The sequence below is a fragment of the Streptomyces tagetis genome (assembly GCF_018069565.1).
GTDB classification, from domain to species: Bacteria; Actinomycetota; Actinomycetes; order Streptomycetales; family Streptomycetaceae; genus Streptomyces; species Streptomyces tagetis.
Genome location: NZ_JAGPNL010000005.1, coordinates 70,398 through 96,538, shown reverse-complemented (window position 1 = coordinate 96,538; position 26,141 = coordinate 70,398). Strand labels below are relative to the sequence as shown.

Here is a 26,141-nt window from a genome sequence, read left to right as displayed (position 1 = left end):
CCGCGCACTTCGGAAATTACCGCAGGGCACTGACAACGGCCCGCGGAGACGGCGAAGGCGCAGGTCAGCGCGTGAGACCCAGGGCCGGCACCGGGGCGCCCGCGTCCACGCGCCGGGCCGCCAGCGACCCGGCCACGGTGATCGCCCCGACGCCCAGCACCGCCAGCAGCCCCACCCCGACCGTGCCGGACCAGCCCGCCGCGTGGAAGGCGACCGCGCCGACCGTGCTGCCCGCGCTGGAGCCGATGTAGTAGGCGGACTGGTACAGCGCCGACGCCTGCGCGCGGCCGTGCTGCGCGGTCCGGCCGACCGCCGAGGAGGCCACCGCGTGCCCGGCGAAGAAGCCCGCCGTGATCAGCACCAGCCCCGCCAGCACCAGCGGCAGGGAGTCCCCCAGGGAGAGCACCAGGCCCGCCGCCGTCGTCCCGCCCGCCAGGTACAGCGCCCCGCGCCGGCCCAGCCGGTCCACCAGCCGGCCCGCCGCCGACGCCGCGACCGTGCCCACCAGGTAGACCAGGAAGATCGAGCCGATCAGCCCCTGCGGCAGCGAGAACGGCTCGCCGGCCAGGCGGTAGCCGATCACTGTGTAGACGCCGCCGAAGACCGTCATGAACAGCGCGCCGATCGCGTACAGGCGGCGCAGCAGCGGGTTCGCCAGGTGGTCGCGGACCGCGCGGGCCAGCACGCGCGGGCGCAGCGATCCCCGCGCGAAGTGCCGCGGCGCCGGCAGCAGCAGCCGGAAGGCGACCGCGCACACCACCGCGACCAGGCCGACCACGCCGACGGCGACCCGCCAGCCCCACTCCTGCGCGACCCAGCCGGTGATGACCCGGCCGCTCATCCCGCCGACGCTGTTGCCCGCCACGAAGAGGCCGATCGCGCCGACCAGCGCCCTCGGGCGCACCTCCTCCGCGAGGTAGGCGGTCGCCGACGCGGGCAGCCCGGCCAGCGCCGCTCCCTGCACCGCCCGCAGCGCGACCAGCGCGCCCAGCGAGGGGGCGAAGGGGACCAGCAGCCCGACCGCGACGGCGACGGCCAGCGAGGCGGTCATCAGTGTGCGCCGCCCGAAGCGTTCCGACAGGGCGCTCATCGGCAGCACGAACAGGGCGAGTCCGCCGGTCGCGGCGGCCACCGTCCAGCTCGCGTCGCCGGCCGTCACCCCGAGGTCGCCGGAGATCAGCGGCAACAGCGCCTGGGTGGAGTAGAGGAGGGCGAAGGTCGCCACGCCCGCGAGGAAGAGGGCGAGGCTCATCCGGCGGTAACCGGGGCCGCCCGGGGTCATCCGGGAGTCGTGGTCCGAGGCGGGTGAGGCGGGCGAGGAGGGTGGGACGGAGGAGCCGGCGTCCACGGTGGTGGACGCCCCGGTATCGGCGGGATTCATGCTGCGACGGTACGGAGCCCACGACTGATCCGTCCAATGCACGGATCGGCCATAATCGTTCCCATGGTGCATCAGTCCAGCTCACCGCCCTGCCTGTCACCGTCCGGTAACACGGAAGACATCGTGACGCTTCTCGCGCCACGCCTCGCGCACTTCGCCGGCGTCGCCCGTACCGAGCACGTCACCCGGGCCGCCCAGGAGATGAACGTCCCCCAGTCGACCCTCTCCCGGGCCCTCGTACGGCTCGAAACCGACCTCGGTGTCGACCTCTTCGTGCGCCGCGGACGCACCCTCGCCCTCACCCCCGCCGGGCGCACCTTCCTCGGCTCCGTCGAACGCGCCCTCGCCGAGGTCGAGCGGGCCGCCGAGGAGGTCCGCGCCGACGCCGACCCGGCGGCCGGCAAGGTCGCCTTCGGCTTCCTGCACACCATGGGCGCCGAGACCGTGCCCGGCCTGCTGCACGCCTTCCGCGCCGACCACCCCCGCATCCGCTTCAGCCTGGTCCAGAACTACGGCGAGGCCATGCTGGAACGGCTGCGCACCGGCGAACTCGACCTGTGCCTCACCTCCCCGGTGCCCGACGCCCCCGACCTCGTCGCCCGGCGGCTGGACGAGCAGAAGCTGCGCCTCGTGGTCCCGGCCGACCACCCACTGGCCGGGCGGCGGCGCATCCGCCTCGCCGAGGCGGCCGACGAGACCTTCGTGACCCTGGAGCCCGGCTACGGCCTGCGCCGCATCACCGACGCCCTGTGCAAGGAGGCCGGTTTCCGGCCCCGGGTGGCCTTCGAGGGGGAGGAGGCGGAGACGCTGCGCGGGCTGGTCGCGGCCGGGCTCGGCGTCGCCCTGCTGCCACCGCCCGCCGTGCCCCGCCCCGGCGTGGTCGAACTGACCGTCACCGCGCCGCGCGCGGCCCGCGAGATCGGCGTCGCCTGGCTGGCGGGGCGCACGGACACGCCCCCGGTGGCGGCCTTTAAGAAGTTCCTGCTCTCGCGCCGGGGGACGCTGGTGCCGGGGTGACGGGGGGTTTCGGTGGGCGGGGTTCCGGTGGGGGGTGTTGTTCTCTTCAGGGGTCGCTACGACGGAACCGGGGCGGGCGCCGGGCAGTGGCTGGTGGGCGGTGACCGGTGGGCGGTGGGGTGGCGGACAGTGACCGGTGGACGGTGACCGGTGGGTGGCGGGCGGTGGGTGGCGGGCGGTGGACGGTGACCGGCGGTCAGCGGCGCGGCGACCTGCCGAAGCCGGACGCCAGCGGCATGCGCAGCCCCAGCGGCGGCGGCGCGGCGAACGCGTCCCGCACCGGCCGGGAGAACGGCAGCCCGAGGAGCGTACCGAGCACGAAGTCCGCGGCCAGCGCGGCCACTTCGTCCCGGTAGGCACGTAACCCGTGGCCGTCGGCGTGCACCTCGAAGCGGCACACGTCCCGGTTGGCCTTCTTCGCCCGCGCCGCCAGCCGGAACGACAACTCCGGGTCGCTACGCGTGTCCTTGGTGCCGTGCACGATCAGCACCCGGCGCCCGGCAAGCTGCTTCACCGGCTCCGGCGGCCCGCCCGGCCCTTCGTCGGGCAGCCACGGCGCGACCGCCAGTACGGAGGCGACCGCCTCGTGCCCACCCGCCCGCAGCGCGGCCCGGCCGCCCATGCCGAGCCCGGCCAGACAGACGGGGACGTCGCCGTAGAGCCGTACCGCCTCGCCGACGGCCCAGACGGCGTCGCGCGCGAGATCGGCCCCGGCGCCGTTCCAGCCGCGACGGCGGTAGTGCACGACGTGCGCGGCCAGGACCCCTTCGAGACCGTCCGCCCGGCCCGCGCGGGCCAGTCGGCGCCCGAGCGCGCGCGCCGACGCGGTCCCCAGCAGCGGCGACGGTCTGCGCCCGGACACCTCGTCGCCCCCGGGGAGCAGCAGCACCACACCGCCCACCGCGGCCCCCTCCGGGCCGAGCGTCCGTCCCAGCCGGGCCCGCCGGTCCGGCGTCGTTTGCTCTGCCATGACAGAACATTCTCAGAAGACGCCACGCCCGCCACCCGTCCTCGCGGTCACCATTGCGTATCGACGGCGTGTCCCGGGTCCGTCGGTGTGCGTTCCCCGGCTCCGCGTCGGCGTGTCCCCGGTCCGTCGGGGTCGTGAACCGTGGGGGGCCTGCCGTTCTACGCGCGTAGGAGCTACAGTGCGGAAATGACGAGCCACCGCACCGAGAAGCCCTCCGCGAAGACTCCGACCCCCGACCAGATCCGCCGCGCGCCCAAGGTCCTCCTCCACGACCACCTCGACGGCGGGCTGCGCCCCGGCACCGTCGCCGACCTCGCCCGCGCAAGCGGTTACGAGGGGCTGCCGGAGACCGATGCCGACCTGCTCGGCACCTGGTTCCGCGAGGCCGCCGACTCCGGTTCGCTGGAACGGTACCTGGAGACCTTCTCCCACACCGTCGGCGTCATGCAGACCCGCGACGCTTTGGTGCGCGTCGCCGCCGAGTGCGCCGAGGACCTCGCCGAGGACGGCATCGTCTACGCCGAGGTGCGCTACGCCCCCGAACAGCACCTGGAGGGCGGCCTCGGACTGGAAGAGGTCGTGGAGGCCGTCAACGAGGGGTTCCGCGAGGGCGAGCGGCGGGCCCGGGAGAACGGCCGCCGCATCCGCGTCGGCGCCCTGCTCACCGCCATGCGGCACGCCGCGCGCGCCCTGGAGATCGCCGAGCTGGCCAACCGCTACCGCGACGAGGGCGTCGTCGGCTTCGACATCGCCGGCGCCGAGGCCGGCTACCCGCCCACCCGGCACCTGGACGCCTTCGAGTACCTGAAGCGCGAGAACAACCACTTCACCATCCACGCCGGTGAGGCGTTCGGGCTGCCGTCCATCTGGCAGGCGCTCCAGTGGTGCGGCGCCGACCGGCTCGGGCACGGGGTGCGCATCATCGACGACATCGAGGTCGGCGAGGACGGCACCGTACGGCTCGGCCGGCTCGCCTCCTACGTGCGCGACAAGCGCATCCCCCTGGAGATGTGCCCCAGCTCCAACCTCCAGACCGGCGCCGCGGACTCCTACGCCGAGCACCCGATCGGGCTCCTGCGCCGGCTGTACTTCCGCGTCACCGTCAACACGGACAACCGCCTGATGTCCCACACCAGCCTGTCCCGGGAATTCGAGCACCTGGTCGGCGCTTTCGCTTACACGCTCGACGATCTCCAGTGGTTCTCCGTCAATGCGATGAAGTCAGCATTCATTCCTTTCGATGAACGACTGGCTATGATCAATGACGTGATCAAGCCCGGATATGCAGAACTGAAGTCCGAATGGCTGTTCCAGTAACCGGCTCCCACCTGCGGCTTCTCGGTCAGGTGTAAAGAGAGCACATCGGGCGGCGATCCGGAATGTGGACGGGCGTTCACCAGGTGTCCGCATTTCGATGTTTGCGGCGGGCGGCGCGGCGTGTTTACGGTCGGGAAACCGCTCACCTCCCCATACACCGTTTCGAGGACGCATTCCATGAAGCAGTCTGCTGCCAAGACCCTCGGCATCGCCGCCCTCGGTGCCGCCTTCGCCGCCGCCGGCGCGGGTGCGGCCAACGCCGCCCCGGCGCTGCCGGACGCCGCCCAGACCCTCGACGGCGTCGCCCGTACGCTGCCCGCCGAGACGGTCTCCGGCGCGCTGCCGGGCGCGGGCAACGCCCTGACGCAGGGCACGGGCATCGCCGGTCGCGGCCTGTCCGCGGCGCAGCCGGTCGCCGAGCAGCTCCTCGACGAGCAGATCTCCCAGGGCCCGACCAAGCCGGTGGCCGGCCTGCTCGGCGGTCTGCCCACCCAGGGCCTGCCCACGCAGGGCCTCCCGGTCAACGGCATCCCGCTCGGCTGACCCCGACGCTCCCCACGACACGCCGAAGGGGCGCACTCGTACGCACGGGTGCGCCCCTTCGGCGTGCCGGGACCGGTGGGCCCGCTCGGCGCGCCGGTCACCAGGACCGGCGCGCGGCAACCTCCTCGGAGGGGAGCAGCACCCACAGCGCGAGGTAGAGCACGAACTGAGGGCCCGGCAGCAGACACGACAGCAGGAAGAGCACCCGCATCGTGCCGGCGGAGGTACCGAAGCGCCGTGCCAGCGCGGCACACACTCCGCCGATCATGCGGCCGTGGGTGGGACGGGCGAGGCTGGACATCGCGGCTCCTTCGTTGACGCGGGGCGGGGACGGCCGGCCCGGCCGCCCTCATCGTCCTTCCACGGTACGGAGACGGACCGGGACGAGGCGTCGCTCTACGGTGCGATCCCGACCCTGGGAATCGTCGGGGTCCGCCCCTGAACCGGCTCGTCCCGGGGGAGGGGCGCCGGCCGCTCCCTCTCCGCCCTGCGGCGCAGCCGGGCCCGTCCCGCCGGCACCACCGCGAGGTGCGCGAGCGCCACGCCGAGCGTGTTGAGCCACAGCGCGTCGACGTCGACGACCTGGCCGGGCACACCGGTCTGGAGCAGCTCGATACCGAGCGAGAGCAGGGCGGCGGCGGCTGTGGTCCGCAGCAGGGACGCGAGCGGCGAGACGGCCAGCCGGCCGTTCACCACGGGCAGCAGGACGCCCAGGGGCGCCAACAGAAGAAGCGATCCTCCCAGCGAACGCACCGCCGCCGGCCAGCCCAGTGCCAGATCGGCGCGGATACCGGCCAGCGGACGCAGATTCGGCGGCGGCACCCAGGGCACGTCCAGCGGTCGCAGCGTGAACCAGGCCACCAACACGAGATGCGCGACCAGGAGGGCGCTTCCCGTGGCACGGATGCGGATCGCGGCGCTGCCGCCGATGGAGCCTTCACGCTGCACGCACCCCTAGACGCGGCCTCCGCCGCCCACGGTTCCGACCCCTCCCACCGAAGGGTGAGTCGTACGCCACACGCCGGAGCGTCCGCGGGCGCACGGCGCGGCGTCCGCCGGGGCGCGGGGCGGCTTGGCCGGGCCTGGCGGGTCGGCGCCGCGCCCGGAGTGTTTCGTCTCCGCACGGTGGCGGCGGCTCGCCCGGCTCGGCGTGTTGGCGTCCGTCCCGCGTGGCGATCGCCGGCCGGGTGTGCCGGGCCACGCCCGGGGGTGCTGTGTCGGCACGGTGGGCGACTTGTCCTGCGGCCGGGCATGTCCGCGCCACGCCCGGGGTGCTCCGCTTCGGCAGCGGTGCAGGCGACTTGCCCGGGTGGGTGTGTCGGTGTCCGTCCTGCGTGGCGATCGTCGGTCGGGCGTGTCTCCGACACGCCCGGGATGCTCCGGATCGGCACGGTGGGCGACTTGTCCCGCGGCCGGGTGTGTCGCGCCGCGCCCGGGACGCGTGCGGCCCGCACGACGGTGGAAGCGCACCCCCGTCGGGGTGTCACCGCATACGTAAACGTTTAACCGACGCGCCCGGGACACCCCGCCCAACACACGCCGGAGGCGGCTCACCCGGCTTGGCGTGTCAGCGGCTCCAGGGCGCGTCGAACCCCGGCCGGGCGTGTCTTCCCTGACCCGCCTGCCCCCCGACACGCCCGAGGCGCCCCGCCCCCGCACCACGGAAGCGAAACACCCCACCGCGCGTGTCACGGGAGCACCCCCCTGCGACGCACGGCGGAGCAGGCCCCCAGCGCCCCGCTCAGTCCCCCGCCACCGGAGTCGACGGCGGTTCCGTCGTGCCCGGACGGGCGCGTACCTCGTCGGTGCAGGCGTACCGGCGGGGAGCGGCTTCCCCGGGCCCGGCGAGGAGCACCGAGCCGTCGTCCTCGGCCACCGCGGAGACGGCGAGGGTGCAGACGACCTGGGCGAGGGCGTAGGAGGTGAGGTCCCCTGGCGCGGTGCCGAGTCGCAGCGTGCCCTCGGGGTCGTCGGAGCGGGGCCCCTTCACCTCCGCGCCGCCGCGTACGTCGGTCGTGTACCCGGCGCTCCGTTCCGCGGCCGACGGCGGTGCCGCGAGGAGCGTCAGCAGCCCCCGCGCCATGAGCACCCGCCGATCGGAGCCCGCCGTGCCGTCCGGGACGCGTACCGTCCGGTCGACGGCCACCAGCGACGACCCGCAGAGCAGGAAGATCCGTACCGGCGTTCCGGGCGCGGACCGGGTCGAGGAGTCCGCCTCGGGTGCCACGCAGCGCACCCGCGAGGGGGCGGGGCCGTAGTCCGTGGGCACCTCCGTGGCGCGGATGCCGCACCCGGCGAGCAGCACCGCGAGCAGGGGGAGCGCCAGGAGGCGGCGGCGTACGGTCATCAGCCCTGTCCCTTCGCGTGCTTGCCGTCCCCGGCGTCGTCCCGGCCGCCGGCGGCACCCCCGCCCGGCTCCCCACCGTCACGGTCTCCGGAACCGGCCCGCTCCCCGGAGCCCCCGGCACTCCCGGAACCCCCGGCCCCACCGGAACCCCCGGCCCCACCAGACCCGCCAGCCCCACCGGAAGCTCCAGCCCCACCGGCCCCACTGGCCCCAGCCACACCCCCACCCAAGCCGCCGCCCCCGCCGACGCCACCCCCGCCGGCGCCCCCGGCACCCCCGCCCCCCTCGTCCCCGTCCTCCTCCATGGCTTCCGAGGCGCCCTGGGGCAGGCGCAGGACGAAGACCGCGCCGCCCTCGGGCAGGTTCTCCGCGGTGATCTCGCCGCCGTGGATGTGGGCGTTCTCCAGGGCGATGGAGAGCCCCAGTCCGCTGCCCTCGGAGCGGGGGCGGGCGGCGCTGGCCTTGTAGAAGCGGTCGAAGACGTGCGGCAGGACGTCCTCGGGGATGCCCGGACCGTGGTCCCGTACCCGGATGACGACCTCGTCGTCCGCGCGGACCACCGACACCCTCACCGGCGAGCCGCCGTGCTTGAGGGCGTTGCCGATGAGGTTGGCGAGGATGACGTCCAGGCGGCGCGGGTCGAGGCGGGCGTGGATGCCGCGTTCGGCGTCGAGGTCGACGGCGTCGAGCCAGGCGCGGGCGTCGATGCAGGCGGTGATCTGGTCGGCGACGTCGACGTCGTCCAGGACGAGCCGGGCGGTGCCCGCGTCGAAGCGGGTCACCTCCATCAGGTTCTCCACCAGGTCGTTCAGCCGCCGTGTCTCGCTGACGACGAGCCGTACGGCGGGCTCGATCATGGGGTCGATGCCGCCGCCCTCGAACTCCAGCTCGTCCTCCAGCACCTCGGTGACCGCGGTGATGGCCGTCAGCGGCGTACGCAGTTCGTGGCTCATGTCCGCCACGAAGCGCCGGGACGCCTGCTCGCGGGCCGCCATGTCCGCGACCCGTTTCTCCAGGGCCTCGGCGGCGGCGTTGAACGTGCGGGAGAGGTCGGCCAGTTCGTCGGTGCCGGAGACCCGGAGCCGGGTGTCGAGCCGGCCCTCGCCGAGCCGCCGGGCCGCCACGCCGAGCCGGTGCACCGGCTTGAGGACGGTGGTGGCGGCGGCCTGCGCGAGCAGCGCGGAGCCGATCAGGGCGAGCCCGGTGGCGATCCCCAGCGACCAGGCCAGCGAGTTGAGGTCCTTGGCCTCCGGTTCCAGCGACTTGAGCAGGTAGCCGGTGGGCCCGCCGCCGATCACCTTCGTGCCGGCCACCAGGTACGGCGTGTCGTCGACGACGATCCGCTGCCAGTACAGGTGGTGGGCGTGCTTGTTGGCCGAGGTGAGCTTCTGCTCCTTGACGACGGCGGCGCGCAGCGGGGCGGGCACGTCGGAGAGCGAGAAGCCGCCGATGCCGCCGGAACTGCCGTACACCGTCTTCCCGTCGGCGGTCTCGGCGATCAGCAGGACGCCGAAACGCTGGCTGCTGTTGGCCATCTGCCCGGCGGTGTGTTGCAGTTCGTCCTGTGTCGGGTGTTCGGGCAGGGCGCCGGCCCGGTTCTGCATCTCCAGCTCGAAGTCGCGCAGGACGGCGTCCTGGGTGCGGGTGAGCACCGCCTCCCGGTTGAGCCAGTAGGCGATGCCGGAGGCGGAGACGGCCGCGGTGAGCGCGACCAGCCCGAAGACGACGGCCAGCCGCAGCCGCAGGCTGGTGAAGCGCAGCCGTGACCAGATTCCCTTGCGCGTCGCGGCCCAGCCGCGAGGTCCCCCCTGGTGATCCGGTGTCACTGAGGCGGGTCCAGCCGGTAGCCGACACCGCGCACGGTACGAATGAGGGTCGGGGACGACGGCACGTCCTCGACCTTGGCACGCAGCCGCTGCACGCAGGCGTCCACGAGCCGGGAGTCGCCGAGGTAGTCGTGCTCCCACACGAGCCGCAGCAACTGCTGCCGGGACAGCGCCTGTCCGGGCCGCCGGCTCAGCTCCAGCAGCAGCCGCAGCTCGGTCGGCGTGAGCTGGAGGTCCTCGCCGTTCTTGGTGACGGTCATCGCCGACCGGTCGATGACGAGGCTGCCGAAGGTCGCCGAGTCGCTGGACTCCCGCTCCCCGCGCCGCAGCACCGCCCGGATGCGGGCGTCGAGCACGCGGCCCTGCACGGGCTTGACGACGTAGTCGTCGGCGCCGGACTCCAGGCCGACGACCACGTCGATGTCGTCGTTGCGCGCGGTGAGCAGGATGATCGGCAACTGGTCGGTGCGGCGGATGCGCCGGCACACCTCGAAGCCGTCGATACCGGGCAGCATCACGTCCAGCACGATCAGATCCGGTCGCTGCTCGCGCAAGAGCTTCAGACCGTCCTCACCGCTGGCAGCGGTCGCCACGCGGTGACCCTGGCGCGTCAGCGAGAGCTCCAGGGCCGTCCGGATGGCGTCGTCGTCCTCGATCAGCAACAGGGAAGGCACACGCTCATTCTGGCCCATGGAGGGCGTGCGGTTCGACCCGCGGGGCGGGATGCGACCTGCCTCGCCGTCGGGCTGTGTGAAGGAAGTGTGACGGTGCGGTGATCGGGCCCTGTGACAGGTCTGTGACAGTCGACAGACACGGTGATGAAGTCACCCGGGCAGGATTTTCGGTACAGGCAGACGGCAACACCACAGCACGACACCACAGCACCACAGCAAGACCGCAAGACAGCACCACGGAACGGCGGGTACGGCGCTTCGCACGGCCGGAACGTCGCACCACAGCAGACCGACACCGGAAGTCCACGACGGGGGGCGCGAGATGAGCACGCTGCACGGCTTCAGCACCAGCGCAGTGATCACGCGTCTGCACGACGTGAACGTTCACCGGTGTTCAGAGAAGTCCGGTGCCGTGAGCGGGCGGGGGTGCGCTCGCGGCACCGGACGACAGCACACCGGACACGCGCAGCCGGGGCTCCCGCAGCCCCGCATGACGGTGGTCGACACGCCGGCGGTGGACCGGAAGGGCGCCCAGGACCGGGGGGACCGGGGCGACACGCGCGGGGGAGCGGCGTACGGGACGGCCAAGGGGGAGCGCCGTTCGCTGTCGGAGGCGGAGTTCACCGCCTACGTGCAGGAGCGGCGGGCCTCCCTGTACGCCACCGCCTACCACCTCACCGGCGACCGCTACGAGGCCGAGGACCTGCTCCAGAGCGCGCTCTTCTCGACCTACCGGGCGTGGGAGCGGATCAGCGACAAGGCGGCCGTCGGCGGCTACCTGCGCCGCACCATGACCAACCTGCACATCAGCGCCTGGCGGCGCCGCAAGCTCAACGAGTACCCGACAGAGGAACTGCCGGAGACGCCCGGCGACACGGACGCCATGCGCGGCACCGAACTGCGCACCGTCCTGTGGCAGGCGCTCGCCCGGCTGCCCGAACTCCAGCGCACCATGCTGGTCCTGCGCTACTACGAGGGCCGCACGGACCCGGAGATCGCGGACATCCTCGGCATCAGTGTCGGCACGGTGAAGTCCAGCATCTGGCGCTCGCTGCGCCGGCTGCGGCAGGACGAGGTCCTGAGCCTCGGCCGTGACCGGGAGGACGCCTTCGGCGAACTGGTCGCCTGAGGCAGCAGGACCCCGGAAAGAATCCCGCGAAAAAAGTACGGACCCGGGTGTATCAGGGGGGAGACACCGGGCTCTTACTCACGGGGAAGCGCCCACGGGGGAGCACGACGGGCGACCGGGGGTCGGGGGACCCTCACGGGGGACCACGGGGGACCCCTGAGAGGGACCCCTGAGAGGGACCCCTGAGAGGGACCCCCGACGGGGGAAGGAAAACGGGGGAACGTCCCACGGGGGAACGGGGATACGGGGGACACGGGGGAACAGCGGGGACCGAGGGGGGATACGGGGGAGCACGGGGGGAGCACCACAGGAGCGGGGCTGGAGGGCCGGGGGGTCCGTCCAGCCCCGCTCCGCCGTGTGCGGGCGCGGGGGGCGTGCTCAGGCGCGGGCGGCGCGCTACGCGACCGTACGCGCCGTCGCGCACCGGCCCGCGGCGGCAGCCGCCAGACGGCCCATCGCCTCGTCCCGGTCGCAGGCGTGGGCGCCCAGCGCCGTCTGCCGCGCGATGATCGACCGCTCCTGCCGCATCAGCCGCCAGCCGCGCCGCAGCAGGAACGGCACCGACTTGCGGCCCTCGCGCAGATCCCGTACGAACCGCCGCCGGAAGGTGGTCAGCGGGCCCCTGCTGAGGCACAACGCGTCGGCCAGGACGCCCAGTTCACGGCAGCGCGTGACGATCTCCGCGGCGAAGATGCCCTCCGCGAGGAAGAGCGGGGTCCGCCCGATGTCGACCCCGTCCTCGCCGGTACGGGCGCTCAGCGAGATGTCGTAGACGGGTACGCGCGTACGGCCCGACCGGCACAGCTCCGTGATCGCGGCGACGGCGGCCTCCGCGTCCCAGGAGCCGGGATGGTCCCAGTCGATGTCCGAACTCCCCGGCACCTGAGGCAGCGTCGGGTCGGTGCCCTCCTTGTAGAAGTCGTCGAGCCGCAGCACGGGGAGACCGGAGCGGGCGGCGAGGAGGGACTTGCCGGAGCCGGAAGGGCCGCAGAGCAGCACGACTCGCGTAGGTATGGGCGGATGGGAGCTCACGGGACACCAGTCTGAGGCATCGAACGGCCGTCGTACGACCCCGCGGGTCGGCTTTGAAGCGCGCGTCACATCTCAACTACGCTACGCGTCGAACCGATTACCCTTCGCGGTGATCCGACGTCCCCCAGCACGAGGTGGCACAGCGATGGCCCGACACGCCTCCCCCCGCACCCCGCACGTCCAGCGCGCCCTGCTCGCGATCGCCACCGCCGGGGCGGCCCTGGCGGCCGGCGCGGCCGGCGCCTCGGCGGCGGACTCCGGCGACACCACCCTCGCCGGAGTCGCCCACACCCGGCCCGTCCCGCTCGGCGACATCGACCCGCAGGCCGGCCTCGAAGCGGTCGCCGGCACCGTCGGCTACGTCACCGGACCGGTCGCCGACCTCAAGCCCAACCCGCTGGCGGGCACGGGCGTCGACCCGCTCGACAACGGCGTCGGCACCCAGCTCGCCGACTTCCAGCCGCTCACCTCGACCGCGCTGACCGGCCCGGTGGCCCAGGCCGAGTCCCTGGGCGCGGTACCGGTCCTCGGCCAGGCCGTCGGGCTGCTGCGCGGCTGACCCGCCCGCGCGGGACGGACGCGGCACGTACGAGAACCGCGCCGCCCCCGGAGGAGAGGACGGCGCGGTTCGCTCTCGGGGCCACGCGGTGGCCTCGGGCGGGGATGTGCGGTCTCAGTACGACGAACCCGACGCGCCCAGCGCGCCCGTGGGGTGCCAGACCGTCTTCGTCTCCAGGAAGGCCGTCATGCGCTCGGTGCCGGGCGTCGCCGACCAGTCGTCCACAGGCTGTGGACGAAGGACGCGCTTGAGGTTGTCCGCCGCCGCGATCTCCAGCTCCTTCGCCAGTGCCTCGTCGGCGCCGGCCAGGTCGATCGCGTTGACGTCCTGGTGCGCGGCGAGCGGGGCGGCGATCTCCGCGGTGCGGCCGGAGAGGATGTTGACCACGCCGCCGGGCAGGTCGGAGGTGGCCAGCACCTCGCCGAGCGAGAGCGCCGGGAGCGGCACCCGCTCGCCGGCGACCACCACCGCCGTGTTGCCGGTGGCGATCACCGGGGCCACGACCGAGACCAGCCCGAGGAACGACGACTTCTGCGGCGCCAGGACGGCGACCACGCCCGTCGGCTCCGGGGAGGAGAGGTTGAAGTAGGGGCCCGCGACCGGGTTGGCGCCGCCGACCACCTGGGCGATCTTGTCGGTCCAGCCCGCGTACCAGACCCAGCGGTCGATCGCCGCGTCCACCTGCTGGGCGGCCTTGGCCTTCGACAGCCCCTCCGCCTCGGCCACCTCGCGGACGTACTGGTCCCGGCGGCCCTCCAGCATCTCGGCGATCCGGTACAGGATCTGGCCCCGGTTGTACGCCGTCGCGCCCGACCAGGCGCCGAACGCCTTGCGCGCGGCGACCACCGCGTCCCGGGCGTCCTTGCGGGAGGACAGCGGGGCGTTCGCCAGCCACGTGCCCTTCGAGTCCGTCACCTCGTACACCCGGCCGCTCTCCGAACGCGGGAACTTCCCGCCGACGTACAGCTTGTAGGTCTTGAGGACACTCAGTCGCGCGTCAGACATCGAGGTACGCCTCCAGACCGTGACGGCCGCCCTCGCGGCCGTGGCCCGACTCCTTGTAGCCGCCGAAGGGCGAGGTCGGGTCGAACTTGTTGAACGTGTTGGACCAGACGACACCCGCGCGGAGCCTGTTCGCCACCGCGAGGATGCGCGAACCCTTCTCCGTCCAGATGCCCGCCGACAGGCCGTATGGCGTGTTGTTGGCCTTGGCGACGGCCTCGTCCGGGGTGCGGAAGGTGAGGACGGAGAGGACCGGCCCGAAGATCTCGTCCCGGGCGATCGTGTGCGCCTGCGTCACGTTGGTGAAGAGCGTCGGCGCGAACCAGTAGCCGTTCTCCGGCAGTTGGCACGCGGGCGACCAGCGTTCGGCGCCCTCCGCCTCGCCCCGGTCCGCGAGTGCGGTGATCCGGGCGAGCTGCTGGGCGGAGTTGATCGCGCCGATGTCCGTGTTCTTGTCCAGCGGGTCGCCCAGGCGCAGCGTGGAGATACGGCGCTTGAGCGCGTCCAGCACCTCGTCGTGCACCGACTCCTGCACCAGCAGGCGGGAGCCCGCGCAGCAGACCTGGCCCTGGTTGAAGAAGATGCCGTTGACGACGCCCTCGACGGCCTGGTCGAGCGGGGCGTCGTCGAAGACGATGTTGGCGCCCTTGCCGCCCAGCTCCAGGGTGAGCTTCTTGCGGGTGCCCGCGAGGGTGCGCGCGATCTGCTTGCCGACCGCCGTCGACCCGGTGAACGCCACCTTGTCCACACCGGGGTGCGCCACCAGCGCCGCCCCGGCCCGGCCGTCGCCGGTCACGATGTTGACGACGCCCTTCGGCAGGCCCGCCTGGCGGCAGACGTCCGCGAAGAAGAGCGCCGACAGCGGCGTCGTCTCGGCGGGCTTCAGCACCACGGTGTTGCCGGTGGCCAGCGCCGGGGCGACCTTCCACGCCAGCATCAGCAGCGGGAAGTTCCACGGGATGACCTGGCCCGCCACGCCCAGCGGGCGCGGGTCCGGACCGTACCCCGCGTGCGAGAGCTTGTCCGCCCAGCCCGCGTGGTAGAAGAAGTGCGCCGCGACCAGGGGCAGGTCCGCGTCGCGGGTCTCCCGGATCGGCTTGCCGTTGTCCAGCGTCTCCAGGACGGCCAGTTCACGGCCGCGCTCCTGGAGGATGCGCGCGATCCGGAACAGGTACTTGGCGCGCTCCGCGCCCGGCAGCGCCGACCACGTCTCGAACGCCTTGCGCGCGGCCCGGACCGCCCGGTCCACGTCCGCCTCACCGGCCTCCGCGACCTCGGAGAGGACCTCCTCGGTGGCGGGGGAGACGGTCTTGAAGACCTTGCCGTCCGCCGCCTCCGCGAATTCCCCGTCGATGAACAGTCCGTAGGACGGGGCGATGTCGACGACCGCGCGGGACTCCGGGGCCGGTGCGTACTCGAATGCGGATGTCCGCTTTTCCATGGTCATGGGGGTCAGTCCACCGTCACGTAGTCGGGGCCGGAGTAGCGGCCCGTGGCCAGCTTCTGGCGCTGCATCAGCAGGTCGTTGAGGAGGGAGGACGCGCCGAAGCGGAACCAGTGGTTGTCCAGCCAGTCCGCGCCCGCCGTCTCGTTGACCAGGACGAGGAACTTGATCGCGTCCTTCGCGGTGCGGATGCCGCCGGCCGGCTTCACGCCGATCTGCACGCCCGTCTGCGCGCGGAAGTCGCGGACCGCCTCCAGCATGAGCAGCGTGTTGGCCGGGGTCGCGTTCACCGCCACCTTGCCGGTGGAGGTCTTGATGAAGTCCGCCCCCGCCAGCATCCCGAGCCAGCTCGCGCGGCGGATGTTGTCGTACGTCGACAGCTCGCCGGTCTCGAAGATCACCTTGAGCCGGGCGGAGGTGCCGCAGGTCTCCTTCACGGCGGTGATCTCGTCGTGGACCTTCAGGTAGTTCCCCGAGAGGAACGCGCCCCGGTCGATGACCATGTCGACCTCGTCGGCGCCCGCCGCCACGGCCTCGCGCACGTCGGCCAGCTTCACGGCCATCGAGGCGCGGCCCGCCGGGAACGCGGTGGCGACCGAGGCGACCTTGACGTCGGAGCCGGCCACCGCCTCCTTGGCGAAGGGCACCATGTCGGGGTACACGCAGACCGCCGCCGCCGAGGGGGTCGCGCGGTCGGTCGGGTCGGGGTGGACCGCCTTGGCGCCCAGCGCCCGGACCTTGCCCGGGGTGTCCGCGCCTTCCAGCGTCGTCAGGTCGACCATGGAGATGGCCAGGTCGAGCGCGTACGCCTTGGCGGTGGTCTTGATGGAACGGGTGCCGAGCGAGGCGGCACGCGCCTCCAGGCCGACCGCGTCGACGCCGGGCAGCCCGTGGAGGAAGCGGCGCAGCGTGCTGTCGGACGCGGTGACGTCCGCGAGTCCGGAGGCGGACGCGGCGGAGGCATCGGGTGCGGGTGCGGCGGGTGCAGTGGTGGGCATGGTCACCAGGCGAGCATATCTACGCGCGTAGCGGCTGTACAGCCCCCGGTCCGCCTTCAAGGGCCGCGGGGTGTGTCGTGCACAATCGGCACCATGACGACCCCGCAGCACCCCTCACCGCCGCCGTCACCCGACTCCCGGGACCGGATCTACCGCTCGCCCGCGGGCGTCGTCGGCGGCGTCCTGCTGCTCGCGCTCGTCGCCTGGCTCGGCGTGGACGCCATCGTCGTCGGCGAGGGACGCACCCCCTGGACCGCCCTCGCCGTGATGCTCTTCCTCGCGCCGCTCATCGTCGCCTACACGGTGCGGCCGGCCGTCTTCGCCGACGAGAAGCGGATACGCGTCCGCAACCCGTTCCGCGTGATCGTGCTGCCCTGGGGCCGGATCGCCTCCCTGCGCTCCGGCTACACCAACGAGGTCGTCGACGAGGACGGCACCAAGTACCAGCTCTGGGCCCTTCCCGTCTCGCTGCGCGCCCGCAACAAGGCGGCCCGCCAGGAGGCCCGGCGCACCGCCGGGGATAGCCGTGGGGGCACCTCCGGCGGCAGGGGCGCGTTCGGGCGGCGTGGCGCGGGTGTCGCCACCGCGGACGGGCCCCAGCGGGCCGAGAGCGACAAGGCCGTCGACGAACTGCGGCAGCTCATGGAGGCGCACGAGGGCGCTGCCGACGCCTCCGGCGGGGTCACCGTGCGCTGGGCCTACGAGGTCATCGCGCCGGCCGCGGTGGGCGCGGTGCTGCTCGCGGTGCTGCTGGGGGTGGGGTGACGCGCCGCCCGTCCGGGCGCGGTGGACCGGATGCTCCGGGGAGGGGCTTCCGGCTGTTCCGGGGAGGGCCTTCCGGGTTTCCGGGGACGGCCTTCGGGGTTTCCGGGGACGGTCTCCCGGGTTTCCGGGGACGGCCTCCCGGGTTTCCGGGATCGGTCTCCCGGGTTTCCGGGGACGGCCTCCCGGCTGTTCCGGGGACGGCCTCCGGAGTTTCCGGGATCGGACTCCCGGTGGCGCGGTGAACCGCCCGGCGGGTCCGGCCTCCCCGGAATCACCCGGTGGGGGTACCCCCGTGTGAGGTACCCCTCTTCGGCGTTCGGGTGAGCCGTCTCAGATCCCGGCCGCCTGCGACAGGTCCCGCTTGAGCGCCGCCAGCAGCTCCGCCGCCCGCACGCGCGCGTCCGGGAGGGCGGCGTGGTCCGCGACCGGCACGACCGCCTCCAGGTAGCACTTCAGCTTCGGCTCCGTACCGCTCGGCCGGACGATCACGCGGGCCCCCTCCAGCGTGTACCGCAGGCCGTCCGTCGGCGGCAGCGTCTTCGTGCCCCGCGTCAGGTCCTCCGCCCGCGTCACCTCCAGCCCCGCCAGCCGCGCGGGCGGCTGCTCCCGCAGGCGGCGCATCGCCTCCGCGATCACCGACAGGTCCTCCACCCGCACCGAGAGCTGGTCCGTGGCGTGCAGCCCGTGCTCCACCGCCAGGTCGTCCAGCAGGTCCGTCAGCGTCCGTCCGGCCTCCTTGAGGACTGACGCCAGCTCCGTGATCAGGAGCGCCGCGGTGATGCCGTCCTTGTCGCGGACCCCCTCCGGGTCCACGCAGTAGCCGAGCGCCTCCTCGTAGCCGTAGCGCAGGCCCTCGACACGGGCGATCCACTTGAAGCCGGTCAGCGTCTCCGCGTGCGGCAGGCCCGCCGCGCCCGCGATCCGGCCGAGCAGCGAGGACGACACGATCGACTCCGCGAACGTGCCCCGCGCCCCGCGCGCCACCAGGTGCGCGGCGAGCAGCGCGCCGACCTCGTCGCCGCGCAGCATGCGCCAGTTTTCGCCGTCCGGCACGGCCACCGCGCAGCGGTCCGCGTCCGGGTCGTTGGCGATGATCAGGTCGGGGTCCGTGGCGCGGGCCCGCCCGAAGGCGAGGTCCATCGCGCCCGGCTCCTCCGGGTTCGGGAACGCGACCGTCGGGAAGTCCGGGTCCGGCTCGGCCTGCTCCGCGACCAGCGCCGGCTCGGGGAACCCGGCGCGGGCGAAGGCCGCGAGCAGGGTGTCCTTGCCGACACCGTGCATCGCCGTGTAGACGGTCCGCGCGGTGCGGGGGGAGCCCTCGGCGAGGACCGCGTCCGTACGGGCCAGGTAGGCGTCCGTCACCGCGTCGTCCAGCGTCTCCCAGCCGGAGTCCGGCCGGGGCACGTCGGCCAGCGCGCGGACGGCGGCGATCTCGGCGGCGATCTCCGCGTCGGCGGGCGGGACGATCTGCGAACCGTCGCCCAGGTAGACCTTGTACCCGTTGTCCCTCGGCGGGTTGTGGCTGGCCGTGACCTCCACGCCGGCCACGGCGCCGAGGTGCCGGATGGCGAAGGCCAGGACCGGCGTGGGCAGCGGGCGGGGCAGCACCGCCGCGCGCAGGCCGGCGCCGGTCATCACGGCGGCGGTGTCCCGGGCGAAGTCGGCGGACTTGTGGCGGGCGTCGTAGCCGATGACGACCAGGCCGTCGCCGTGGCCCTGCTTGCGCAGGTACGCGGCGAGACCGGCCGCGGCGCGGATGACGACCGAGCGGTTCATGCGCAGCGGGCCCGCGCCGAGTTCGCCGCGCAGGCCCGCGGTGCCGAACTGGAGCGTGCCGGCGAAACGGGCGGCGATTCCGGCGTGGTCCCCGGCGTCGATGAGCCGGGCGAGTTCCGCGCGGGTGTCGGCGTCGGGGTCCTCGGCGAGCCATGCCTGGGCGCGTGCGAGGAGGTCGTCTTGCATGCGGGTGCCTCTCCTGTGCGGGGTGCCTGCGGCGCTTGTACGGGGGGCCTGGGGCGGCCTGTTTCGGTGGCGGGGGTGCGTTTTCCGGCCCGTGGCGGCGCGTGCGGGCGCCCCGGCCGCGGGCGGCGGTGCCGCCGGGGCGGCACGGGTGGGCGGGGCGGCACCCCGGCGGTGCCGGGTGCCGTGGCCCACCGGGCGGTCGGCTCGTGGGCTACAGGCGGCCCAGGAGCTGCGCGAGGAGTCCGCCCATGCGGGTGGCGGAGTCGCGGCCCGCCTGGAGGACCTCCTCGTGGTTGAGGGGTTCGCCCGTCATGCCGGCGGCCAGGTTGGTCACCAGGGAGATGCCCAGGACCTCGGCGCCCGCCTCGCGCGCGGCGATGGCCTCCAGGACCGTCGACATGCCCACCAGGTCCGCGCCGATCACCCGGGCCATGCGGATCTCCGCCGGCGTCTCGTAGTGCGGGCCGGGGAACTGGGCGTAGACGCCCTCCTCCAGCGTGGGGTCGACCTCCTTGCACAGCGCGCGCAGGCGCGGCGAGTAGAGGTCGGTGAGGTCGACGAAGTTGGCGCCGACGATGGGGGAGGCCGCCGTGAGGTTGATGTGGTCGCTGATCAGGACCGGCTGGCCGGGACGCATGCCCTCGCGCAGGCCGCCGCAGCCGTTGGTGAGGACGATCGTCTTGACTCCGGCGGCCACCGCCGTACGGACGCCGTGGGAGACCGCCGCCACCCCGTGGCCCTCGTAGTAGTGGGTGCGGCCGAGGAAGACCAGCGCGCGCTTGTCACCGATGGCGTACGAGCGGACCCGGCCGCCGTGCCCCTCGACCGCCGGCGGCGGGAAGCCGGGCAGCTCGGTGACCTGGAGATCGGCCTCGGGGGCGCCCAGGGCGTCCACGGCCGGTGCCCAGCCGGAGCCCATCACGAGGGCGACGTCGTGGGTCTCGGCGCCGGTGAGTTCGCGCAGGCGGGCCGCGGCGGCGTCGGCGGCGGCGTAGGGGTCGCCCTGGATGTCGTCCGGAAGAAGAGATGCGTTCACGCGGATGAGGGTAGCCGGTCTTTGCCTACGCGCGTAGATGTGTGAGCGGGCCGGTGGACGATCGTTGTCTTGTCGTTTCCGGCGGCCCCTCTCAGCAGGGGCGCTTGCGCAGCTCCATGACGTAGTCGTGCGGTGCCCCCGCCGACTCGGCCGCGTCGGCCACCTCGCCCAGGTAGCGCGCCGAGGGCAGGCCGCCCTCGTAGCCGTTGAGGACGTACGTCCAGGCGCCGTCCTCACCGTCCAGGGTGTGCACGCGCACGCGCGTGCGCCGGTAGATGTCCAGGCCCACGCCCTCCCAGCGGTCCAGCGACTCCTCGTCCATCGGGGCGATGTCGTACAGGGCGACGAAGACCTGGGAGAGCGGGTCCTCCACGAGGGTGGCCAGCGCGCCTTCCCATCCCATGTGCTCGCCCCCGAACGTCAGCCGCCACCCGTTCAGCCAGCCGGTGGCGCGCAACGGCGAATGCGGAGCGCGGCGGGTCATCAGCCGCGCGTCGAGGTTGCCGGCGTACGCGGCGTAGAGCGACATGCCACGAGCGTACGGCAGGGCGCCCCGGGGGCCACTTCCGTCACGGACGTGCCCCCGGGCGGCCCGGCCCGGCGGGGTGCGGGACAATGGAGTACGTGACTCGGATCGTGATCATCGGTGGCGGACCCGGCGGATACGAAGCGGCGCTGGTGGCCGCGCAGCTCGGCGCGGAGGTGACCGTCGTCGACTGCGACGGCCTGGGCGGGGCGTCGGTGCTGACCGACTGCGTGCCGTCCAAGACCCTGATCGCCACGGCGGAGGTGATGACCACCTTCGACTCCTCCTACGAGGAACTGGGCATCATCGTCGCCGACGACACGCCCCCCCTGGAGCGGGGCGCCCGCGTGGTCGGCGTGGACCTGGGCAAGGTCAACCGGCGGGTCAAGCGGCTCGCCCTGGCGCAGTCCCACGACATCACCGCCTCCGTCACGCGCGCGGGCGCGCGCGTGATGCGCGGACGCGGCCGGCTGGAGGGCATGCAGGCCCTCGACGGCTCCCGCAAGGTCGTGGTGCGGGCCGCCGACGGCAGCGAGGAGACCCTCACCGCGGACGCCGTGCTCATCGCGACCGGCGGGCACCCGCGCGAGCTGGCCGACGCCCGCCCCGACGGCGAGCGCATCCTCAACTGGACCCAGGTCTACGACCTCGACGAGCTGCCCGAGGAACTCATCGTGGTCGGCTCCGGCGTCACCGGCGCCGAGTTCGCCGGCGCCTACCAGGCGCTCGGTTCCGAGGTCACCCTCGTCTCCTCCCGCGACCGGGTGCTGCCCGGCGAGGACCCCGACGCCGCCGCCGTCCTGGAGGACGTCTTCCGGCGCCGCGGCATGAACGTCATGGCCCGCTCCCGCGCCCAGTCCGTCAAGCGGGCCGGGGACCGGGTGGAGGTCACCCTCGCCGACGGGCGGGTCATCACCGGCTCGCACTGCCTGATGGCCGTCGGCGCCGTCCCCAACAGCGCGGGCATGGGGCTGGAGGAGGCCGGCGTCCGGCTGCGCGACTCCGGGCACGTCTTCACCGACCGCGTCTCGCGCACCACCGCCCCGGGCGTCTACGCGGCCGGTGACGTGACCGGCGTCTTCGCCCTCGCCTCGGTGGCGGCCATGCAGGGGCGCATCGCCATGTACCACTTCCTCGGTGACGCCGTGGCCCCGCTCAACCTCAAGACCGTCTCGGCCAACGTCTTCACCGACCCCGAGATCGCCACCGTCGGCTACAGCCAGGCCGACGTCGACTCCGGCAAGATCGACGCCCGTGTCGTCAAGCTGCCGCTGCTGCGCAACCCGCGCGCCAAGATGCAGGGCATCCGGGACGGCTTCGTCAAGATCTTCTGCCGGCCGGGCACCGAGATCGTGGTCGGCGGCGTGGTCGTCGCGCCCCGCGCCTCGGAGCTGATCCACCCCATCTCGATCGCCGTCGACAACAACCTGACGGTGGAGCAGATCGCCAACGCCTTCACCGTCTACCCGTCGCTCTCCGGCTCCATCGCCGAGGTGGCCCGCCAGCTCCACACCCGCAAGAACGGCAACGGCGAGTCGTAACGGCCTCAGACGGTCGCCGCCGAGCATCCGAGGTGCCGATGCGGGCATGATCCGTACCCATTCAGGCTCATGTGATCAACGGGAGCGGTGGCGCGCCCGACGGCGGGGACCGTACGCAAGGTGACCGCCCGGCCCCCGGCCGGGTGGTCGGACGGCCGGAACCGGTGTGTCGTGGTCACGGGGAGTCAGGGGACGTGCGACTGGCATAGGCGCGGGGCGTAGGCCCCCATACCACCTCCACGTCGGCCGTGCGAACAACTTCTGTAATTCGGCGCATACTGCTGAAAGCAGACGGTCGTTGGGGTTACTGTCAGTTTCGTGTTCGCTGCAGAACGTCGCCAATTGATCCTCGAAATGGTGCGAGCGAACGGGGCCGTGTCGCTCCGTGAGCTCGCCCGCGTCGTCCAGACCTCCGAAGTGACCGTACGGCGGGACGTGCGCGCGCTGGAGGCAGAAGGACTCCTCGACCGCCGGCACGGCGGTGCGGTACTGCCGGGCGGATTCACGCGGGAGTCCGGCTTTCCGCAGAAATCCCATCTCGCGACCGCGGAGAAGACGGCCATCGCCGACCTCGCCGCGGGATTCGTCGCCGAAGGCGAGGCCATCGTCGTCGGCGCCGGTACGACCACACAGGAGCTGGCCCGCCGGCTCGCGCGGGTCCCCGGCCTGACCGTGGTCACCAACTCCCTCCTGGTCGCCCAGGCCCTCGCCCACGCCAACCGGGTGGAGGTGGTGATGACCGGCGGCACGCTCCGCGGGTCCAACTACGCCCTGGTGGGATCGGGCGCCGAGCAGTCCCTCCAGGGGCTGCGGGTCTCCAAGGCGTTCCTGTCCGGGAGCGGGCTGACCGCGGAACGGGGCCTGTCCACGTCCAACATGCTCTCCGCCTCCGTCGACCGTGCCCTGGTGCAGGCCGCCGCCGAGGTGGTGGTCCTCGCCGACCACACCAAGCTGGGCACGGACACCATGTTCCAGACCGTGCCCACCGACCTCATCACCCGCCTGGTCACCGACGAACCGCTCGCCCACGACGACCGCGCGGGCACCGAGTTGCAGGCCCTCGCCGACCAGGGCGTGCAGATCGCCGTGGCCGGGGCGTCCGGCGGCGGCTCCGGCCCGAAGGGCCCCGGAGGCGGTCCCACCGCGGCCGATCCGGTCACCGGCGGACGGCAGCGCCGGGACGTCCCGCTGCCCGGACCCCGCCGCCAGGCCCCCGGCGCGGGCACCGGAATGCGCACCACCGCCCTGAACGAGCAGAACCCCGGGGCCGAGCGGGCCCGGGTCGCGGATCTGCGCCGGCGCTGACCGGCTCCGCGTCCCTCCCGCTCGCCCCGGGGTCACCCGACGGGGTGTCCCTCGTACGGGTTCCGTCAGTCCTTGATCTCGCAGATGACGGCGCCGGAGGTGAGGGAGGCTCCGACTTCGGCGCTGAGGCCCTTGATGGTGCCGGATTTGTGGGCGTTGAGGGGTTGTTCCATCTTCATGGCTTCGAGGACGACGATGAGGTCGCCTTCCTTGACGTCCTGGCCGTCTTCCACGGCGATTTTGACGATGGTGCCCTGCATGGGGGAGGCGAGGGTGTCGCCGGAGGCGGCGGGGCCGGACTTCTTCGCGGCGCGGCGCTTGGGTTTGGCGCCGGCGGCGAGGCCGGTGCGGGCCAGGGACATGCCCAGGGAGACGGGCAGGGAGACTTCCAGGCGTTTGCCGCCGACTTCGACGACGACGGTCTCGCGGCCGGATTCGTCGTCGGTGTCGGTGTCGGCGGGGGTGGTGAAGGGCGGGATCGTGTTGGTGAACTCGGTCTCGATCCACCGGGTGTGGACGGTGAAGGGGCTGGTGGTGCCGGTGAGTTCGGGGGCGAAGGCGGGGTCGCGGACGACGGCGCGGTGGAAGGGGATGGCGGTGGCCATGCCTTCGATGTGGAATTCGTCCAGGGCGCGGGCGGCGCGTCGGAGGGCTTCTTCGCGGGTGCGGCCGGTGACGATGAGTTTGGCGAGGAGGGAGTCCCAGGCGGGGCCGATGACGGAGCCGGATTCGACGCCGGCGTCGAGGCGGACGCCGGGGCCGGTGGGCGGGGCGAAGCGGGTGACGGTGCCGGGGGCGGGCAGGAAGCCGCGGCCGGGGTCCTCGCCGTTGATGCGGAACTCGAAGGAGTGTCCGCGCAGGGCGGGGTCGGTGTAGCCGAGGGGTTCGCCGTCGGCGATGCGGAACATCTCGCGCACCAGGTCGATGCCGGCGACTTCCTCGGTGACGGGGTGTTCGACCTGGAGGCGGGTGTTGACTTCCAGGAAGGAGATGGTGCCGTCGGCTCCGACGAGGAACTCGACGGTGCCGGCACCGACGTAGCCGGCTTCCTTGAGGATCGCCTTGGACGCCGAGTACAACTGCTCCACCTGCGCGTCCGACAAGAACGGTGCGGGGGCTTCCTCGACGAGTTTCTGGTGGCGGCGCTGGAGGGAGCAGTCGCGGGTGGAGACGACGACCACGTTGCCGTGGGTGTCGGCCAGGCACTGGGTCTCGACGTGGCGGGGCTTGTCGAGGTAGCGCTCGACGAAGCATTCACCGCGGCCGAAGGCGGCCACCGCCTCACGCACCGCCGAGTCGTACAGTTCGGGGACCTCTTCGAGGGTGCGGGCGACCTTCAGGCCACGCCCGCCGCCGCCGAACGCGGCCTTGATGGCGATGGGCAGGCCGTGTTCCCGGGCGAAGGCGACGACCTCGTCGGCGCCGGAGACCGGGTCGGGGGTGCCGGCGACGAGGGGGGCGCCGGCCCGCTGGGCGATGTGCCGGGCGGCGACCTTGTCGCCCAGGTCCCGGATCGCCTGCGGCGGCGGACCGATCCAGATCAGCCCCGCATCCAGCACGGCCTGCGCGAAATCAGCGTTCTCGGAGAGAAAACCGTAACCGGGATGGACCGCGTCCGCACCGGACTCCGACGCCGCCCGCAACACCTTCCCCATATCCAGATAACTCGTCGCGGGCGTGTCACCACCCAAAGCGAACGCCTCATCAGCAGCACGAACATGCAGAGCATCCCGATCCGGGTCCGCATACACCGCGACACTCGTGATGCCGGCATCCCGACACGCCCGAGCCACGCGGACAGCGATTTCGCCACGGTTGGCGATGAGCACCTTGCGCACGATTGAGGCTCCCTCCTTGAAACAAGCCGAGTTTAGGGACTGCCGACACGGCACTTCGACCCGTCCCCACTGGTGAGCTTGCCCACACGGAGCGTGATACGAGGCCCGCTCGACCCGCGAAAGCCCATGTCGCACCTTGGTACACAGGGCCCCTTCGTAAAACCCTAGCCCTCCGATGTGGTCAAGGTCTCTGTGAGAGCGTGCTGCGGCCCGCCGCGTTTCTTTGTGGAGTCCCTACGAATGGCCCAACGATTCTTTGCCCTCGGCAGACCCCTTGTCGCGACGTTTACCGCTGAGTAGCGTTCGCGTCGACCCGAAGATACTCGGGGTAACCACAGTCGTGTTCGAAAGTGGGTGGGGGTCGGTGGTGCGCAGGCCGGTGGCGTGCATCGTGGCGGTCGTGCTCTTCGCCGAGGCGTTCGGCGCCGTGGCGCTCAACTGGTTCCTGGGAGTCGTCGTCGACCGCCAGGACATGTCCCTCGCGGGCCTGGACCCCCAGGTGATGTCCGTGTCCTCGAAGGCCGCGGGTGTCGTCCTCGGGGTCTTCCTCGCCCTGTGCGCGCTGGTCGCCCTGCTGGTGGCGGTACGCGGTCGCCGGCCCGCCGGGCTCGGTCACGCCCTGCTGATCGGCGCGGCCGTGGTGCACGGGGTGCTCGGCGCCTTCGCCTGGGGGCTGGTGGGGCCCGCCGCCTTCGTTGTCATGATCCTGATTTTCGGGCTGATCGTGCTGCTGCTGATGACCCACGACGGGGAGGAGCCGCAGGGGGCTCCGGGGGCGCACGGGGTTCCGGGGCCGGAAGGGGTTCCAGGGCCGCAGCCGCAAGGGGTTCCAACGCCTCGGGGGACGCACGGGGCTCGGGCGCCTCAGGGGGCTCCGGAGCCTCAGGGGGCGCACGGGCCGCGAGAGTCCCGGGAGTATCCGGGGCAGC

22 protein-coding genes and 2 pseudogenes are annotated in these 26,141 nt (G+C 73.0%); 9 read left to right on the top strand and 15 right to left on the bottom strand.

The genetic code is table 11. From position 1 onward, the window contains the following. Positions 1–64: 64 nt before the first annotated feature. The gene (locus J5Y05_RS18740) at positions 65–1,381 is read right to left on the bottom strand and encodes an MFS transporter (protein WP_210873992.1); all 1,317 of its coding nucleotides are present in this window, start codon (positions 1,379–1,381) and stop codon (positions 65–67) included. 63 nt (positions 1,382–1,444) lie between these two features. Here J5Y05_RS18740 and J5Y05_RS18735 point away from each other — a divergent pair, with 63 nt between their 5' ends. After that, entirely contained in the window at positions 1,445–2,398 is a 954-nt protein-coding gene (locus tag J5Y05_RS18735; RefSeq protein ID WP_210873990.1) for a LysR family transcriptional regulator, read from the top strand. Between the two features lie 196 nt (positions 2,399–2,594). Here the strand turns inward: J5Y05_RS18735 and J5Y05_RS18730 are convergent, their stop codons facing one another. Beyond that, the gene (locus J5Y05_RS18730; RefSeq protein WP_210873988.1) at positions 2,595–3,368 is read right to left on the bottom strand and encodes an alpha/beta hydrolase; all 774 of its coding nucleotides are present in this window, start codon (positions 3,366–3,368) and stop codon (positions 2,595–2,597) included. A 186-nt stretch (positions 3,369–3,554) separates the two neighbouring features. Here J5Y05_RS18730 and J5Y05_RS18725 point away from each other — a divergent pair, with 186 nt between their 5' ends. Next, positions 3,555–4,685: an adenosine deaminase gene (locus tag J5Y05_RS18725; RefSeq protein WP_210873986.1), complete on the top strand. Its 1,131-nt coding sequence runs from the start codon at positions 3,555–3,557 to the stop codon at positions 4,683–4,685. Between the two features lie 177 nt (positions 4,686–4,862). Further along, positions 4,863–5,228, top strand: coding sequence for an ATP-binding protein (locus tag J5Y05_RS18720; protein WP_210873984.1), 366 nt, complete (start codon positions 4,863–4,865; stop codon positions 5,226–5,228). Between the two features lie 97 nt (positions 5,229–5,325). On the opposite strand, the gene J5Y05_RS18715 is transcribed toward J5Y05_RS18720, so the two are convergent. From J5Y05_RS18715 to afsQ1, 5 genes and pseudogenes are all read right to left on the bottom strand, one after another. Next, a complete protein-coding gene (locus tag J5Y05_RS18715; RefSeq protein WP_210873982.1) occupies positions 5,326–5,529 on the bottom strand; it encodes a PspC domain-containing protein in 204 nt (67 codons plus the stop codon). A gap of 95 nt (positions 5,530–5,624) precedes the next feature. Further along, entirely contained in the window at positions 5,625–6,176 is a 552-nt protein-coding gene (locus J5Y05_RS18710; RefSeq protein ID WP_210873980.1) for a VanZ family protein, read from the bottom strand. A 793-nt stretch (positions 6,177–6,969) separates the two neighbouring features. Beyond that, a complete protein-coding gene (locus J5Y05_RS18705; protein ID WP_210873979.1) occupies positions 6,970–7,575 on the bottom strand; it encodes a hypothetical protein in 606 nt (201 codons plus the stop codon). Positions 7,576–7,865: 290 nt separating this feature from the next. After that, positions 7,866–9,401, bottom strand: a pseudogene (locus tag J5Y05_RS18700) (ATP-binding protein); the annotation flags it as partial. Then, positions 9,398–10,075, bottom strand: coding sequence for a two-component system response regulator AfsQ1 (afsQ1, locus tag J5Y05_RS18695; RefSeq protein WP_024883374.1), 678 nt, complete (start codon positions 10,073–10,075; stop codon positions 9,398–9,400). The gene afsQ1 and the pseudogene J5Y05_RS18700, both read right to left, overlap by 4 nt. A gap of 322 nt (positions 10,076–10,397) precedes the next feature. Here afsQ1 and J5Y05_RS18690 point away from each other — a divergent pair, with 322 nt between their 5' ends. Continuing rightward, a complete protein-coding gene (locus tag J5Y05_RS18690; protein ID WP_210873975.1) occupies positions 10,398–11,204 on the top strand; it encodes a SigE family RNA polymerase sigma factor in 807 nt (268 codons plus the stop codon). 396 nt (positions 11,205–11,600) lie between these two features. Here J5Y05_RS18690 and J5Y05_RS18685 read toward each other — a convergent pair whose 3' ends face one another. Further along, positions 11,601–12,203: a uridine kinase gene (locus J5Y05_RS18685; protein ID WP_307853978.1), complete on the bottom strand. Its 603-nt coding sequence runs from the start codon at positions 12,201–12,203 to the stop codon at positions 11,601–11,603. 178 nt (positions 12,204–12,381) lie between these two features. On the opposite strand from J5Y05_RS18685, the gene J5Y05_RS18680 reads away from it, so the two are divergent. Then, positions 12,382–12,795: a hypothetical protein gene (locus J5Y05_RS18680; RefSeq protein WP_210873972.1), complete on the top strand. Its 414-nt coding sequence runs from the start codon at positions 12,382–12,384 to the stop codon at positions 12,793–12,795. Between the two features lie 114 nt (positions 12,796–12,909). Here J5Y05_RS18680 and J5Y05_RS18675 read toward each other — a convergent pair whose 3' ends face one another. Genes J5Y05_RS18675 through deoC form a run of 3 tightly spaced genes read right to left on the bottom strand, consistent with a single transcriptional unit; the run spans position 12,910 to position 16,239 of the window. Continuing rightward, positions 12,910–13,800 (bottom strand): aldehyde dehydrogenase family protein, encoded by an 891-nt coding sequence (locus tag J5Y05_RS18675; protein ID WP_210873971.1) that lies wholly within the window; start codon positions 13,798–13,800, stop codon positions 12,910–12,912. Next, positions 13,793–15,238, bottom strand: coding sequence for an aldehyde dehydrogenase family protein (locus tag J5Y05_RS18670; RefSeq protein WP_210874544.1), 1,446 nt, complete (start codon positions 15,236–15,238; stop codon positions 13,793–13,795). Before J5Y05_RS18670 ends, J5Y05_RS18675 begins: the two co-directional genes overlap by 8 nt. Positions 15,239–15,249: 11 nt before the next feature. Further along, the gene (gene deoC / locus J5Y05_RS18665) at positions 15,250–16,239 is read right to left on the bottom strand and encodes a deoxyribose-phosphate aldolase (RefSeq protein WP_210873970.1); all 990 of its coding nucleotides are present in this window, start codon (positions 16,237–16,239) and stop codon (positions 15,250–15,252) included. Between the two features lie 93 nt (positions 16,240–16,332). Here deoC and J5Y05_RS18660 point away from each other — a divergent pair, with 93 nt between their 5' ends. After that, positions 16,333–17,004 carry a PH domain-containing protein gene (locus J5Y05_RS18660; RefSeq protein WP_210873968.1) on the top strand — a complete coding sequence of 224 codons (672 nt, stop codon included), beginning with the start codon at positions 16,333–16,335 and terminating at the stop codon, positions 17,002–17,004. Positions 17,005–17,334: 330 nt separating this feature from the next. Here J5Y05_RS18660 and J5Y05_RS18655 read toward each other — a convergent pair whose 3' ends face one another. The 3 genes from J5Y05_RS18655 to J5Y05_RS18645 all read right to left on the bottom strand — a co-directional run bounded on the left by J5Y05_RS18655 (position 17,335) and on the right by J5Y05_RS18645 (position 20,531). Beyond that, the gene (locus J5Y05_RS18655; RefSeq protein WP_210873966.1) at positions 17,335–18,966 is read right to left on the bottom strand and encodes a phospho-sugar mutase; all 1,632 of its coding nucleotides are present in this window, start codon (positions 18,964–18,966) and stop codon (positions 17,335–17,337) included. Between the two features lie 211 nt (positions 18,967–19,177). Then, complete coding sequence (locus J5Y05_RS18650) at positions 19,178–20,002, bottom strand: purine-nucleoside phosphorylase (protein ID WP_210873964.1); 825 nt, start codon at positions 20,000–20,002, stop codon at positions 19,178–19,180. 91 nt (positions 20,003–20,093) lie between these two features. Beyond that, a complete protein-coding gene (locus J5Y05_RS18645; protein ID WP_030422452.1) occupies positions 20,094–20,531 on the bottom strand; it encodes a gamma-glutamylcyclotransferase family protein in 438 nt (145 codons plus the stop codon). 86 nt (positions 20,532–20,617) lie between these two features. Between J5Y05_RS18645 and J5Y05_RS18640 the strand changes: the two genes are divergently transcribed. Then, positions 20,618–22,069 (top strand): NAD(P)H-quinone dehydrogenase, encoded by a 1,452-nt coding sequence (locus J5Y05_RS18640; RefSeq protein ID WP_210873962.1) that lies wholly within the window; start codon positions 20,618–20,620, stop codon positions 22,067–22,069. Between the two features lie 318 nt (positions 22,070–22,387). Beyond that, entirely contained in the window at positions 22,388–23,374 is a 987-nt protein-coding gene (locus J5Y05_RS18635) for a DeoR/GlpR family DNA-binding transcription regulator (protein ID WP_210873960.1), read from the top strand. A gap of 65 nt (positions 23,375–23,439) precedes the next feature. Here J5Y05_RS18635 and J5Y05_RS18630 read toward each other — a convergent pair whose 3' ends face one another. Beyond that, complete coding sequence (locus tag J5Y05_RS18630) at positions 23,440–25,212, bottom strand: acetyl/propionyl/methylcrotonyl-CoA carboxylase subunit alpha (RefSeq protein ID WP_210873958.1); 1,773 nt, start codon at positions 25,210–25,212, stop codon at positions 23,440–23,442. Positions 25,213–25,576: 364 nt separating this feature from the next. Between J5Y05_RS18630 and J5Y05_RS18625 the strand changes: the two are divergent. Next, positions 25,577–26,050: pseudogene (locus J5Y05_RS18625) on the top strand (hypothetical protein); the annotation flags it as partial. Positions 26,051–26,141: the final 91 nt, after the last annotated feature.

Coding starts and splice junctions, on each gene's coding strand:
- J5Y05_RS18740 (WP_210873992.1), bottom strand. CDS start 1,381: ATGAATCCCGCCGATACCGGGGCGTCCACCACCGTGGACGCCGGCTCC.
- J5Y05_RS18735 (WP_210873990.1), top strand. CDS start 1,445: ATGGTGCATCAGTCCAGCTCACCGCCCTGCCTGTCACCGTCCGGTAAC.
- J5Y05_RS18730 (WP_210873988.1), bottom strand. CDS start 3,368: ATGGCAGAGCAAACGACGCCGGACCGGCGGGCCCGGCTGGGACGGACG.
- J5Y05_RS18725 (WP_210873986.1), top strand. CDS start 3,555: ATGACGAGCCACCGCACCGAGAAGCCCTCCGCGAAGACTCCGACCCCC.
- J5Y05_RS18720 (WP_210873984.1), top strand. CDS start 4,863: ATGAAGCAGTCTGCTGCCAAGACCCTCGGCATCGCCGCCCTCGGTGCC.
- J5Y05_RS18715 (WP_210873982.1), bottom strand. CDS start 5,529: ATGTCCAGCCTCGCCCGTCCCACCCACGGCCGCATGATCGGCGGAGTG.
- J5Y05_RS18705 (WP_210873979.1), bottom strand. CDS start 7,575: ATGACCGTACGCCGCCGCCTCCTGGCGCTCCCCCTGCTCGCGGTGCTG.
- J5Y05_RS18690 (WP_210873975.1), top strand. CDS start 10,398: ATGAGCACGCTGCACGGCTTCAGCACCAGCGCAGTGATCACGCGTCTG.
- J5Y05_RS18680 (WP_210873972.1), top strand. CDS start 12,382: ATGGCCCGACACGCCTCCCCCCGCACCCCGCACGTCCAGCGCGCCCTG.
- J5Y05_RS18675 (WP_210873971.1), bottom strand. CDS start 13,800: ATGTCTGACGCGCGACTGAGTGTCCTCAAGACCTACAAGCTGTACGTC.
- J5Y05_RS18670 (WP_210874544.1), bottom strand. CDS start 15,238: ATGGAAAAGCGGACATCCGCATTCGAGTACGCACCGGCCCCGGAGTCC.
- deoC (WP_210873970.1), bottom strand. CDS start 16,239: ATGCCCACCACTGCACCCGCCGCACCCGCACCCGATGCCTCCGCCGCG.
- J5Y05_RS18660 (WP_210873968.1), top strand. CDS start 16,333: ATGACGACCCCGCAGCACCCCTCACCGCCGCCGTCACCCGACTCCCGG.
- J5Y05_RS18655 (WP_210873966.1), bottom strand. CDS start 18,966: ATGCAAGACGACCTCCTCGCACGCGCCCAGGCATGGCTCGCCGAGGAC.
- J5Y05_RS18645 (WP_030422452.1), bottom strand. CDS start 20,531: ATGTCGCTCTACGCCGCGTACGCCGGCAACCTCGACGCGCGGCTGATG.
- J5Y05_RS18640 (WP_210873962.1), top strand. CDS start 20,618: ATGGAGTACGTGACTCGGATCGTGATCATCGGTGGCGGACCCGGCGGA.